This is a genomic window from Streptomyces sp. NPDC051219 (genome assembly GCF_040682335.1).
Lineage (GTDB): Bacteria > Actinomycetota > Actinomycetes > Streptomycetales > Streptomycetaceae > Streptomyces.
In genome coordinates, this window is the sequence record NZ_JBFBAS010000035.1 from 23169 (window position 1) to 36274 (window position 13106).

A 13106-nucleotide genomic window follows, 5' to 3' on the forward strand; every position below is an offset into this window, starting at 1 on the left:
GCCGGAGGGGAACAGCGCGGCCTCGAGAGACGTCCGCACCCCAGACCTCTGCCACATATAGAGCTCTTTGCGGTGCTGAAGGAGGACGTCCATGTCGAGCGTCAACGAGCAGCCAATTCCTGCTGCGCGTCCGGTGATCGGTGAAGAAGAGATCGAGGCCGCGGTACGCGTACTGCGGACCGGTCGCGTCGTGCAGGGTCCGGAGGTGGCCGCCTTCGAGGAGGGCTTCTCCGAGCTGGTCGAGGGCCGTCACTGTGTGGCCGTGAACTCGGGCACCTCTGCCCTTCACCTGCTGCTGCTCGCCCTGGGCATCGGCCCCGGCGACGAGGTCATCGTCCCGTCGTTCTCGTTCGCCGCCTCGGCGAACGCGGTCCGCCTGGTCGGCGCCGACGTCGTCTTCGCCGACATCGAGCCCGACAGCTTCGGCCTGGACCCGGCCGCCGTCGAGGCCGCCATCACCCCGCGCACCGCCGCGATCATGCCGGTCCACCTGTACGGCGCCCCCGCCGCGATGGACAAGCTGATGCCCATCGCCGCCAAGCACAAGCTGGCCGTCGTCGAGGACGCCTGCCAGGCGCACGCCGCGGCCCTGAACGGCACCCCCGTCGGCGCGTTCGGCTCGGGCGGCACGTTCAGCTTCTACCCGACGAAGAACATGCATTCCCTCGAGGGCGGCATGATCTCCACCGGCGACGCCGAGGTCGCGCGCACCCTGCGCCTCCTGCGCAACCAGGGCATGGAGCAGCGGTACGCCAACGAGATCGTCGGCGCCAACATGCGCATGACGGACGTCGCCGCCGCCGTCGGCCGCGTACAGCTGTCGAAGCTGGACGCCTGGACCGAGCAGCGCCGCGCCAACGCCGCCTACCTCGACGAGCACATCACCGCGCCGAACGTGGTCACCCCGCCGGTTGCCGAGGGTGCACGCCACGTTTACCACCAGTACACCGTCCGGGTGCAGGGTGACCGTGACGCCGCGATGCAGCAGCTCACCGAGGCGGGCATCGGCAACGCTGTGTACTACCCGACCCCCATCCACCGGCTGAAGCCGTACTGGGAGCCGGACCAGAAGGCCGGCCGCAACTGGGACCTGCCGGAGACCGAGCGCGCAGCCGCCGAAGTCGTCTCCCTCCCGGTCCACCCCTCGTTGACCGAGGGCGACCTGGAACGCATTGCCGCCGCCGTGAACGCGCTTGGAGAGAACCTGTGACTTCCGCTGGACTGAGGGCCGGTCTGATCGGCCTCGGCTCGATGGGGCGTCACCACGCCCGTGTGCTCGCCAACCTCGAAGGCGTACAGCTGGTCGGCGTCGTCGACCCGATGGGCGACAAGTTCGGTGCCGCGAACGGCGCGCCCGTCCTTTCCACCGTCGAGGAGCTGCTTCAGCTCGGTGTCGACTACGTCGTCGTGGCCTGCCCCACCGCGCTGCACGAGGAAGTCGGCCTCAAGCTGGCCGAGGCAGGCGTCTGCGCGCTGATCGAGAAGCCGGTCGCGGACACCGTCGAGGGCGCACGTCGTCTCGTCGAGGCCTTCGAGACGCGTGGTCTGGTGGCCGGCGTCGGGCACATCGAGCGCTTCAACCCGGCGCTGCAGAGCCTGCGCAAGCGGCTCGAAGCCGGTGAACTGGGCGAGGTCTTCCAGGTGGTCACCCGCCGCCAGGGCCCCTTCCCGCACCGCATCGCCGATGTCGGCGTGGTCAAGGACCTCGCCACCCACGACATCGACCTCACCGCGTGGGTGACCGGCCAGGACTACGTGTCCATCGCCGCACACACGGTCTCCAAGAGCGGCCGCCCGCACGAGGACATGGTCGCGGCCGTCGGCCAGCTCGCCGACGGCACGATGGTCAACCACCTCGTCAACTGGCTGAGCCCGCTGAAGGAGCGGTTCACCTCGGTCACCGGCGAGCGCGGCTGCTTCATCGCCGACACCCTCACCGCGGACCTCACGTTCTACTCGAACGCCGCCCAGGAGACCGAGTGGGAGGCCCTGCAGGCCTTCCGCGGTGTCGCCGAGGGCGACATGATCCGGTACGCGATCCCGAAGCGTGAGCCGCTGCTGGTCGAGCACGAGAACTTCCGCGACGCGGTGCAGGGCAAGCCGAGCAGCATCTCCACGCTGCGTCAGGGCCTGCGTACGGTCGAGGTGGCCGCCGCCGTGCTGGAGTCCGCCACCTGTGGCACCACCGTCGCGCTTTCCGGACTGGACGTGATGCCACGGGATGTGGCGTGAGCAAGCCCGATGTCACCGTCGTTGTCGCCGTCTACAACACGATGCCGGCCCTGACGGAGTGCCTCGAGTCACTCGTCAAGCAGAGCATCGGGCTGGACCGTATGGAGATCGTCGCAGTTGACGACGGTTCCACGGACGGCGGCGGGAAGGAGCTCGACCGGTACGCGGAGCGTTACCCGGGCACCTTCAAGGTGATCCACCAGGCCAACTCCGGGGGCCCGGCCGCGCCGAGCAACCGGGCCCTGGATGTGGCCACCGGGCGTTACGTGTTCTTCGTGGGCTCGGACGACTACCTGGGGCGCAAGGCGCTCCAGCGCATGGTCGCCATGGCGGACCGCCACGACTCCGACATCGTGCTCGGGAAGATGGTGGCGGTCGGCGACCGCTCCATCCCCCGGGCGGTCTTCCGCAGCACGCAGGCCAGCATTCCGCTGATCGGATCGGGAGCGCTGTACGCGATCTCGAACACCAAGCTGTACCGGCGGGCGCTGATCGAGAAGCACGGCCTGCGCTTCTCCGAGAAGCTTCCGGTGAGCAGTGACATGCCGTTCACCCTCGAGGCGTACGTGCGCGCGAAGACCATCTCGGTGGTCGCCGACTACGACTGCTACTACGCGGTCCGGCGTACCGACGACAGCAACATCACCTATCGCGCCCGCTTCGAGAACCGGCTGCTGGTCTGCGGGTACGCGCTCGACCGGCTCGACGAGCTGGTGGGGCCGGGTGAGCTCTACGACGCCTTCGCGACCCGCCTGCTGAAGGTCGACCTGGCGTGGATCTTCGGCCGGAACTTCCTGGCGATGGACGCGGAGCGACGCGAGGAGTGCGTACACGCCACCGCGCGATTCCTCGGGAAGTACTACGGCGACGGCGCGTACGAGCGGATGGAACACCAGCTGACCGTGCCGCAACGGCTGCGTTTCCGCTGGGTGTTGGAGGAGGACGCCGTCGCACTGGCGGAGCTGGTCCGGATGGACAGCGACGGGATCTTCCCGCCGACGCTCATCGAGGGCGACCGCGCGTTCGCCCGGTACCCGGGTTTCCGGAACGCGGGAAACAGCATCCCCGATTTCGGCTTCGAACTCACCGACAATGCCTCCGACCGACTGGGCTCGGGCGTCGAGCTCGAGTCCGCGGAGTGGTACCAGGCCGACGGCGAACTGTCGTTGGACATCGTCGTGCGGACTCCGTTCGTCGGCGACACCGACTCGGTCGTCGTAAGGCTGGTGAACGGCGCCATGCCGCGGAGCTCCGACAAGCACGGAGCGCGGCGTCTGCCCGAGGGGCACAAGGCGACTCCGGCCCCGGGCGAACTGACCCGCGAACCGTGCGAGGACGGGACCGGTACCGTCCTGCGCGCCCAAATTCCCATCGAGCGCCGCAAGGCGGTGCTGGGTGTGCGCGTCCACGCGGACGTGGCAGGCTCGACGTACGAGATCCCGGTGCGGACCGTCGGCCGGCCGCTGCCCCTCGCACGCCGCTGGCGCCGCGACAACCCGTACCGGATCTCGGCCAACGCCAACCCCAAGGGTCGGCTGGTCATCACAACGGCTCCCTTGTGGGAGCCTGCACCTGGTGTAGGAGAGCGGCTGCGCGACGCGCTGTACCGGTCGAAGCTGCGCCCCTTGCTGTCCCGGTTGAAGAGGAAAATAACCCGATGAACATCTGTGTAGTCGCGCTGGGCAAGATCGGCCTGCCGCTCGCCGTGCAGTTCGCCGCCAAGGGTCACCGCGTGATCGGCGCCGACGTCAACGAGAAGGTCGTCGAGCTGGTCAACGCCGGCACCGAGCCCTTCCCCGGCGAGCACGACCTCGACCGTCTGCTCAAGGAGACGGTCGGCGCCGGGCTGCTCTCCGCGACGACCGACACGACCGCCGCCGTGGCCCAGTCCGACGCCGTCGTGGTCGTCGTGCCGCTCTTCGTGGACGCCGAGGGCACGCCGGACTTCGGCTGGATGGACTCCGCGACCAAGGCGATCGCCGCCGGGCTGAAGCCGGGCACGCTCGTCAGCTACGAGACCACGCTGCCCGTCGGCACCACCCGTACCCGCTGGGCCCCGATGCTGGAGGAGGGCTCCGGCCTGACCGCCGGTAAGGACTTCCACCTGGTCTTCAGCCCGGAGCGGGTGCTGACCGGCCGTGTCTTCGCGGACCTGCGCCGCTACCCGAAGCTCGTCGGCGGTATCGACGGGGCGTCGACCGCGCGCGGTGTCGAGTTCTACGAGCAGGTTCTCGACTTCGACGAGCGTGCCGACCTGGCGCAGCCGAACGGCGTGTGGGACCTGGGCACGGCGGAGGCGTCCGAGCTCGCGAAGCTGGCCGAGACCACGTACCGCGACGTCAACATCGGTCTGGCGAACCAGTTCGCACGGTTCGCCGACAAGAACGACATCGACGTCAAGAAGGTCATCGAGGCCTGCAACAGCCAGCCTTACAGCCACATCCACCAGCCCGGCATCGCCGTCGGCGGCCACTGCATCCCGATCTACCCGCGGATGTACCTGTGGAACGACCCGGAGGCGACCGTCGTGCGCTCGGCCCGCGAGGCCAATGCCGCGATGCCGGCATACGCCGTGGACCTGCTGGCCGCGGCCTACGGCGACCTGGACGGCGTGGGTGTCCTGGTGCTCGGCGCGGCCTATCGCGGCGGTGTGAAGGAGACGGCCTTCTCCGGCGTCTTCGGGACCGTCGAGGCACTCAAGGCGCGCGGCGCGGTTCCGTTCGTCTCCGACCCGATGTACACGGCCGAGGAACTGGTCGCGCATGGTCTCGTCCCGCACGAGGGCCAGGCCGTCACCGCGGCGATCCTCCAGGCCGACCACGCGGAGTACCGCGAGCTGGCCGCCTCCGACCTGCCGGAGGTCCGCGTCCTGATCGACGGCCGCCGCACCACGGACCCGGCCCGCTGGGAGGGTGTCCGCCGCGTCGTCATCGGCGGCTGACCCGGGCAGACCACACGGCTGAGGGCCGGTACCCCCGCGGGGGTACCGGCCCTCAGCCGTGTATGCGCGCGGTCTGTGGTCAGGGCCGGCGGGACGGCACCGGGGCGACCGCGTCGGACCGCGCCGGGGCCTGCGCCGCCGACCGGACCGAGGGACCCAGCCGGCGCAGCAGGCGCTCGGCGGGGTGCTCGACGTACTGGTAGCAGAGTCCGGCCAGCGCCAGACTCGCGGTCAGGACCAGCACCCAGAGCGCGGCCGTGTGAGCGCCGGTGGCGGGCTTGCCGGCCACATGGAGAACGGCCCGGATGACGATCTCGTGGACGAGATACCAGGCGAACGACCAGTGCCCCAGCCGGATCATCCACCGACCACCCAGATACGTGCGGCTGCCGTCCAGGTCCGCCCGCGCGGCCGCGCAGATCAGCGCGGCGAAGACCGGGGCGGACAGCCACTGGGAGGCGGTGTACGGGCTGTACCAGAGGGAATCCGGTACGGCGGCCGACCAGGGGATGAGCGCAAGGTGCCAGGCGGCCACCAGGGCGACCGCTCCGGCGAGCGGTACGGGCGGCCGCCAGCCGCGCTTGACGGCGAGCCCGGCGACCACACCGAGGACGAACTGCAGGGTGCGGGTCAGGGGGAAGTAGTCCAGCGCCCAGGCCCTGGTGCCGGGCGAGCCGACGGCGGAGGAGCCGAGCCAGAGAAGGAACGTTACTGCCGTGACGGCGGCGGCGGTCCACGCCCAGACGCGCGCCCGGCGGCCGCCGAAGAGAGCCAGCAACGCCGGGAAGGTCAGGTAGAACCAGGCCTCGTCGCTGAGCGACCAGGCCGCCGGGTTGCCGCCGGTGTACAGCACGGGGTCGGGGAACCAGGCGTGCACCAGCAGGAGGGTCGCAGCGACCGCCTTGGCCGGCACGGCCCTGTCCATCACCGCCCACACGGCGACGGACAGGACCACGCTGACGGCGAGCAGCGGCCAGATGCGGGCGAAGCGCCGCCAGAGGAAGACCTTGGCGGGCACCTTCGCGCCGTCGTACGTCCAGGCGAGCACGAAGCCCGAGAGGACGAAGAAGAACGTCACCCCGCTGCGTCCGTACCAGACCGTGTCGCTGAGGCCCGGGATCGGGCCGACCTGCCGCGACAGGTGGTACAGGACGACCAGCAGGGCCGCCCAGAACCTCAGCCCTGTCAGCGAGGGAAGTCGGTCACGCCCGGTCGGCGTGCTGGGCGCGGACTGCAGGGGATTCCCCTCCCTCGGTGCTGAGCAGCAGCCGGTCGAAGTCCTCGCGTACGACCGGCCAGTCCCAGGCGGTCAGCGCGTGCTCGGAAGCCGCCTGGCACGCCTCGATCCAGCCCTCCTGGGTCGCGGTGACCTTCAGGATCCGCTCGGCGGCCTCTTCCGGCGTGCTGGTGACCCAGTCGGCCGGGAAGAGGGTGCGGGCGCTGTTCTCCTTGCCGGCGAAGAACGGCCAGTCACGGGCGACCGGAACGGCGCCGCTCGCCGCCCCCTCCACGAACCCGCAGTGGAAGCTCTCACGGACGGACGCGCTCAGGATGACACCGACCTCGGTCAGCGCCGCCGGGACGTCGTCCAGCTGTCCGAGCCTGACGACGGCGCCGTCCGGCTCCAGTTCGGCGACATCCTTGCGGTACTGGACGGCGTACGCCCGGGCCGCGGCGCTGAGCTTCGCGTCGACGTCCTCGCCGAGCAGGAAGAGCCGGTACCGGGAGTCCTTGGCGCGCAGGATACGCAGCACCTCGATCGCCCACCGCGGATCCTTGGCGACCGCCGAGATCCCGGTGAGGGCCAGGGTGAAGCGTGCGTCGGGCGCCTTGGGGCGCACGAAACGCGTGAGGTCCATGGCGTTGTGGATGACGTGCAGCCGGGGCGCCTCGGCGGACCGCAGCTGCGGCACCACGGCGGTGGTGAGGTCACGCAGGTGCGCGCCGACGAACACCAGGTCGTCGACCCGGGAGAAGTCCACCAGGAACGGCCAGTAGCTGAACGTCTCGAAGCTGTGCAGCCGTACGACCACGCGCGTGCTGCCGGGGTCGACCGCGGTCAGCAGCGCGGCGGGGCCCACGCACCAGTCGACGAACACCGTGTCCGCCCAGTCCAGGTGCGGGCGCAGGAGCTCCTCGGCCTGGCGGGCGAACTCCGCGTCGCCGCCGAGCCTGTGGTCGGCGAGCCGGGTGAGATCCGTGGCGAGCTTGTCGAGCGCCGGGTCCGTCTTCAGGTCCAGGAAACGCACCTCCACTCCGGGGTGCGCCTCGTAGTGGTCGCTGATCTCGGTCAGGAAGTTCGCGTTGGCCCGGGTGACGAACAGCAGCCGCAGCGGCCGGTCCGACGTCGCTGCCGCCGCCGGCACGGTGCGCCCGGCTCCCACCGACAGCGCCTTCAGCGTCGCGCTCCGGTGGAGCGGCGCCAGGTACTTGGCGGGGTCGTCCGTGAGCGGCGAGGTGGTCCGGTCGAAGTGCAGGACCCGGTGGAAGGCCAGGGTCATCGCCGCGATCGCGGACCTGGCCGCCGCCTTGGTCTTTCCGCGTCCCAACTGGCCGTCGGCGTATTCGAGTTCGGCAGTGACGGCCTCTGTCAGCCGACCGGGGACACGGCCGCTCGACAGCTCGATACGGGCGGCGTCGGTCAGCAGGTCGGCCCGGCGGCGCAGGCTGCCGGTGCGCTGCGCCGCGGAGTGGAGCGCGAGCGCGGCGCCGGCCGGCCGGTTGGCCTTGGCCATGCCGTTGCCCACGCGCCGCGCGAGCTTGAAACGGACCGGCTCGGGCAGGCCGGGCGCGGACACCGCGAGCCGCCAGGCCCGCGCGCCGACACCGGTACGCAGCACCCGTGGGCCGATCGCCCGGGCGGCCACGGTCCTCGGCAGGCGGACGACCTTGCGCCTGGCGCCGCGGGCGGCCCGGGCCGGGTTGGGCAGGGCGTCCAGGCGGGCGGCGCGGGCGTAGTGCCTGGGGTCGGCGCGCCGGTCCGCCAGCGCCCTGACCGCTGCGGCGGTGCCGAAGCATGCGTGCGCCACGCGGTTGGCCTGAGCCAGCTGCCAGACGGTGTAGACGGCCTGGGCGTCCAGTGCGACCAGCACATCGGCCTTGCGGGCGTGCTGCTTGAGCCAGGCGTCCTTATTGGCGTACAGCCAAGTCCGGCGGGGCGCCGAGACCTTCTTCGCGGCCGCGGCGAAGCCCTTGCCGTGGTTCTGCTCCGAGAAGGAGTGCGCGTCGGCCAGGAAGGGGGAGCCGGGCAGCTCGTCCGAGGCACAGAACCCGGCCAGACGGATCTGGACGTCCTCGCCCTGCAGGTTCCGCAGGGAGGCCACCAGCGTCTCGGGCTGGGGTGCGGAGGACGCCACCAGTAGAACCTTGATCATGCCTGCACACTTCCTGCCTTGACCGTCGCGGGGCTTACCGCGTCCGCCAGTTCCCGGATCGCGGGCACCATGAGTGCGGCGCGGGTGAAACGTGCCGCGTGGGCGCGGGCCGCCGCGCGGTCCTCCTCGGTGCCCTCCGCCGCCATCCTGGCCGCTTCGCAGAACGCGTCGGCGAGGCGCTCCTCGTCCAGCCCGCAGGCCCCGGTCCACAGCGGATGGCCCTCGAGGACGTGGGAGGCGTCATGGTCGACCTCGTGCGCGGACAGCACGGGCAGCCCGGACGCCATGAACTCGTACACCTTGCCGGACGTCACGAACCGGCCGCCGACCAGCATCAGGACCAGTGCGTCCCAGCTGCCGTAGGTGGCCGCGACCTCCGCCTTGGGCACCGGCCCGCCGAAGGTCACGCCGTCCGCCTCGGCCTGCCGGATCAGGGTCATGTGCGCGTTGGCCTCGCGGCTGGCGCCTGCTCCTATGTGGCCGCGCACCTCGAACCGGGAACGCGCGACGAGCGGGTCGCGAAGGCGCGCCGACCGCCAGCCGTCCAGGACGGTCTGCAGGAAGCTGGGCGGGAAGTTCACCGAGCCCAAGTAGCCGAACGTCAGACCCTGTGCGGGATCAGGCGCGGGGGAGAGGGGCGGCACGCTGTCCGGGTCGAAGCCGTTGCGCACGACCTTGACGCGCTCGGCGAGCTCCGGGTACCGGTCCCGGTAGAAGTCCGCGATGGGGTCGTTGACGCACCACACCGCGACGGCCTCGGAGAGCACACGCTCCTCCCACTGGCCGGCCTCCGACTCACGGGTGAAGGCCTCACCGCCGCGGATCACGTCCACCGACCAGCCGTCCCGGAAGTCCACCGCGTACGGCACGCGGTGCGCCTCCCAGAGCCGCCAGGCGGCCGCCAGGTTGACGTAAGGCGCGCAGCTGGCCAGCAGGAGATCGGCCGGGTGCTCCTCGTGGAGATCCAGCATCGCCTGCTCCAGCACCGCGCGCCAGCCGCCGAACACCAGCTCGGGGAAGTGCTCCAGGTGCCGCTCGCGCTCCAGCTTGGCCCAGCGGGTCGGGCCGAGCGCCCGCTCCTCGCTGTACTGCCGGATGTCGGTCTCCAGGTCCTCGCGGGCGAGGGGAAGCTCGACGATCCGCACGCGCGGGTCGACCGGGTCGGACAGCGTGTGGTCCAGCCCGTACTCACGCTCCCAGGACTCCTCCAGGATCGTCACCACGGTGACGTCCCAGCCCAGAGCGACGAACTGGTTCGCCGTCTCGCGCATCCGGTACGCGCAGCTCTTCGCCGCCGGAGGGAATCCGATGGCGAGGTAGATCAGGTGCGGCCGGCCCCCGTCGGGACGGGGCGCCGGACGGGAGCTGCGGTACGGCAGTCCCGATTCCCGGCCCGGGGGCCTGAGACGCTTGATCACATTACGCAAGGAAAGCTCCGGAAAGACTGGCTCGGGCGGCGAAGGCGGCCGGCGGCAGTGGCGGCGGTGGGCAACGGTGGTCGGCGGACGTGCCGGATCAGCGCTCGGTCAGCGCACGGACAGCGGCCACGGCGGCGTTGCCGTCACCGTAGGGGGTGCCCCGCTCGGTCTCTGGGGCGGGGCGGGTGGCGGTCGCCGCCCAGGCCTCGGCACCGAGCTCGTGCGGGTTCGGGACGAGGATGTTCCAGCCGTCCTCGATGGTCTCCACCCACTCGGTCTCCGGGCGCAGCGTGGTGCAGGCGCGGCCCAGCAGGAAGGCTTCCTTCTGGAGGCCGCCGGAGTCGGTGACCACACCGGCGGAGCCGAGCACGGCGGCGACGAGACCGGCGTAGGGGAGCGGCCGGCCCGTGTGCAGTGCGCCGCGGTTCAGCTTGATGCCGTGCTCCTCGGCGCGGGCGATCAGCCGCGGGTGGGCGAGCAGCGCCACCGGCACCGGGAGGTCGGCGAGCGAGTCGATCAGCGCGGCGAGGCGCTCCGGGTCGTCGGTGTTCTCGGCGCGGTGCAGGGTCGAGACGAGGTACGGGGCCTCGGGGTCGATGCCCTCGGGCAGCACCGGGCGGGGGTGCTCACCGGCGAGTACGGCGTCGCGGATGCGCAGGCAGACGTCGACCATGACGTCGCCGACCATGACGGAGCGGTCGGCCAGGCCCTCGGACGCGAGGTGGCGCATGGCCTCCTCGGTCGGGGCGAGCAGCAGGTCGGCCGCGTGGTCGGTCATGACGCGGTTGTGCTCTTCCGGCATCCGGCGGTTGAAGGACCGCAGGCCGGCCTCCAGGTGGGCGACCGGGTAGTGCAGCTTCACCGCGGACAGCGCGCCGGCCAGCGTCGAGTTGGTGTCGCCGTAGACCAGCACCCAGTCGGGCTTCTCCGCCTCCAGGACGGCGTCCATGGCGGCCAGGACGGCGCCGGTCTGCACGCCGTGGCTGCCCGAGCCGACGCCCAGGTGTACATCCGGGTCCGGGATGCCGAGCCCGGAGAAGAAGACGTCGGACAGGTCGGCGTCGTAGTGCTGACCGGTGTGCACGATCACATGCTGGTGAGGGGTGCCTGCGAAGGCCGCCGCGATGGGGGCGAGCTTGACCAGCTGGGGGCGCGCCCCTACGACACTGAGGACCTTCACGTTGCTCTGCTCCTTTGAGCCGGGGTATGGATGAGCGGGGTGTCCGATAATACGGGCGTGCCGAACCGGTCCACCGGGGCGTCTTGATCGACCGAGAGGTCGACTCGGATGCCGTACTCCGGAGATCGGCCGCAATGCCGGGGGCGGTATGCTCTTAGGCTGCGGGGTCCCCTATCCATGCCGATTGCGCCCCGAGCGCAACGCACGTGATGCCCCCCACATCGATGGCACTAGTGCACAGGCTCGCATGCTCGGCGGGCTCCTGGAGGTGCCGGTCCTTGAGAGTCAAGAAAGGCACACATATGGAGCTCGACAGCGCCGCACGGCCCCGGATGTCCCGGGGCACCCGGGGGCGAGTCGTGATGCTCGTCGACAACGGGGTCAGGAACGACTCGCGCGTGCAGAAGGCGGCCCGCTCGGCCGCCGACGCCGGCTGGGACGTCATCCTCTTCGGCATCTCCCCGGACCGCGAGATCCACTCCTGGTTCATCGGCGATGCCGAAGTACGTCTCGTGCCGAAGCCGGGACCGCTGGCTCCCAAGCGTCACGACATGCGCAGCCCGTTCCTGCGCAGCCCGCTCGCCTACCGGACCCCGCAGGAGCTGCGGTACCGGCAGCAGCAGGTCAAGGCCTGGCGGGCGGACCTCAGGTTCCGTGCCGCCGCCGCGCGCGCCGAGGGCCCCGGCCCGAAGGCCGGCGGCTCTCCCGCCCGGCTGCTGCTGCCCCGTGCAACCGCCAAGTTCGCCAGCAAGTGGGTCGGCCTGCGGGCACGCCAGACGCGCCGTCTGAAGAAGCGCCGCGCGAGCCTGGAGGCGCCGATCGACCGCGCGACCACGATCATGTGGCAGAAGCTCATGGGCGACCGCGCGTGGCGGAAGCTGCTCCCGTACCTGTGGGACTACGAGCTGGCGTTCGCCAAGCACATCGACGAGCTCCAGCCCGACCTCATCCACGCCCACGACTTCCGCATGCTGGGCGTCGGCGCCCGTGCCGCGGTGCGCCTGCGTGGCGCCGGCCACCCGGTCAAGCTGGTGTGGGACGCCCACGAGTACGTGCCGGGCCTGCACTCCGCGCACGGCCGCTGGCTGCCGGGTCACGTGGCGTGGGAGCGGGAGCACGCGCCGTACGCCGATGCAGCGATCACCGTGTCGCCGTCGCTCGCCGAGCTGCTGAAGGAGGGGCACCACCTCAAGGAGCTCCCCTACGTCGTGCTGAACGCCCCGGTGACCGACCCGGACCCGGAGGAGGCCGCCAACGCCGACCCGGTGCCGGACCTGCGCGCGATGTGCGGTGTGGACACGGACACACCGCTGCTCGCCTACTGCGGCGGCATCAACCCGGTGCGCGGCGTCGAGACGATGATCGAGGCGCTCGCGCTGCTTCCCGACGTGCACGTGGCGCTGGTGTCCGTACCGCCGGGCCGGCCCTACTCGGCCACGGCCAAGATCGAGAAGCTCATCGAGGAGCTGGAGGTGGGCGACCGCGTCCACGTCCTGCCGTTCGTCCCGCACTGGCAGGTGCCCGAGTTCCTGTCCACGGCGGATGCCGCGGTGAGCCCGCTGCACCACCTGCCGAACCACGAGCTGGCGCTGAGCAACAAGTTCTTCGAGTACTCGCAGGCGAAGCTCCCGCTGGTCGTCAGTGACATCCGCACCATGGCGGAGATGGTGGAGTCCACCGGACAGGGCGAGGTCTTCCGCGCCCAGGACGTGCAGGACTACGTGCGTGCGGTGAAGGCCGTACTGGCCGATCCCGAGCGCTACCGGGCCGCGTACGAGACGCCCGGTCTGCTGGAGAAGTGGACCTGGGAGGCCCAGGCCGAGGTGCTGGACGAGGTCTACAGCCGACTGCTGCCGGACCGTCCCCGGCCGAAGGCCGCCCCGGCGAAGACCGTCGCCGTGGAGCCGCCGGCCCAGCAGCCGGCCTCCGAGGACGGGCACGCCACGGCCGTCTGAGTCAAC

The 13106-nt window shown here is 71.1% G+C and carries 9 protein-coding genes; 5 read left to right on the forward strand and 4 right to left on the reverse strand.

Annotated elements, in window-relative coordinates; all coding sequences use genetic code 11:
* Positions 1-91 precede the first annotated feature (91 nt).
* The 4 genes from AB0M62_RS28620 to AB0M62_RS28635 are packed head-to-tail and all read left to right on the forward strand — an operon-like array spanning position 92 to position 5173.
* On the forward strand, positions 92-1210 hold the full coding sequence (locus AB0M62_RS28620) for a DegT/DnrJ/EryC1/StrS family aminotransferase (protein WP_366077191.1): 1119 nt from the start codon (positions 92-94) through the stop codon (positions 1208-1210).
* Entirely contained in the window at positions 1207-2232 is a 1026-nt protein-coding gene (locus AB0M62_RS28625) for a Gfo/Idh/MocA family oxidoreductase (RefSeq protein ID WP_366077193.1), read from the forward strand. The genes AB0M62_RS28620 and AB0M62_RS28625 overlap by 4 nt, the downstream gene beginning before the upstream one ends.
* Positions 2229-3893: a glycosyltransferase gene (locus tag AB0M62_RS28630; RefSeq protein WP_366077194.1), complete on the forward strand. Its 1665-nt coding sequence runs from the start codon at positions 2229-2231 to the stop codon at positions 3891-3893. Before AB0M62_RS28625 ends, AB0M62_RS28630 begins: the two co-directional genes overlap by 4 nt.
* Complete coding sequence (locus tag AB0M62_RS28635) at positions 3890-5173, forward strand: nucleotide sugar dehydrogenase (RefSeq protein WP_366077195.1); 1284 nt, start codon at positions 3890-3892, stop codon at positions 5171-5173. Before AB0M62_RS28630 ends, AB0M62_RS28635 begins: the two co-directional genes overlap by 4 nt.
* A 79-nt stretch (positions 5174-5252) precedes the next feature.
* Here the strand turns inward: AB0M62_RS28635 and AB0M62_RS28640 are convergent, their stop codons facing one another.
* The 4 genes from AB0M62_RS28640 to wecB form a co-directional block, all read right to left on the reverse strand.
* Complete coding sequence (locus AB0M62_RS28640; RefSeq protein WP_366077220.1) at positions 5253-6410, reverse strand: acyltransferase; 1158 nt, start codon at positions 6408-6410, stop codon at positions 5253-5255.
* Positions 6376-8547, reverse strand: coding sequence for a hypothetical protein (locus AB0M62_RS28645; RefSeq protein ID WP_366077196.1), 2172 nt, complete (start codon positions 8545-8547; stop codon positions 6376-6378). Before AB0M62_RS28645 ends, AB0M62_RS28640 begins: the two co-directional genes overlap by 35 nt.
* Positions 8544-9818 carry a glycosyl transferase gene (locus AB0M62_RS28650; RefSeq protein ID WP_366077221.1) on the reverse strand — a complete coding sequence of 425 codons (1275 nt, stop codon included), beginning with the start codon at positions 9816-9818 and terminating at the stop codon, positions 8544-8546. The genes AB0M62_RS28645 and AB0M62_RS28650 overlap by 4 nt, the downstream gene beginning before the upstream one ends.
* Before the next feature lie 244 nt (positions 9819-10062).
* Positions 10063-11145 (reverse strand): UDP-N-acetylglucosamine 2-epimerase (non-hydrolyzing), encoded by a 1083-nt coding sequence (gene wecB, locus AB0M62_RS28655; protein ID WP_366077197.1) that lies wholly within the window; start codon positions 11143-11145, stop codon positions 10063-10065.
* A 302-nt stretch (positions 11146-11447) separates the two neighbouring features.
* Between wecB and AB0M62_RS28660 the strand changes: the two genes are divergently transcribed.
* Entirely contained in the window at positions 11448-13100 is a 1653-nt protein-coding gene (locus AB0M62_RS28660; RefSeq protein WP_366077198.1) for a glycosyltransferase family 4 protein, read from the forward strand.
* The last annotated feature ends 6 nt before the right edge of the window (positions 13101-13106 follow it).

Excerpts from the sequence above, each read along its gene's own strand:
- AB0M62_RS28645 (WP_366077196.1), bottom strand. The coding sequence starts at position 8,547 with ATGATCAAGGTTCTACTGGTGGCGTCCTCCGCACCCCAGCCCGAGACG.
- AB0M62_RS28650 (WP_366077221.1), bottom strand. The coding sequence starts at position 9,818 with ATGCGCGAGACGGCGAACCAGTTCGTCGCTCTGGGCTGGGACGTCACC.
- AB0M62_RS28660 (WP_366077198.1), top strand. The coding sequence starts at position 11,448 with ATGGAGCTCGACAGCGCCGCACGGCCCCGGATGTCCCGGGGCACCCGG.
- AB0M62_RS28620 (WP_366077191.1), top strand. The coding sequence starts at position 92 with ATGTCGAGCGTCAACGAGCAGCCAATTCCTGCTGCGCGTCCGGTGATC.
- AB0M62_RS28635 (WP_366077195.1), top strand. The coding sequence starts at position 3,890 with ATGAACATCTGTGTAGTCGCGCTGGGCAAGATCGGCCTGCCGCTCGCC.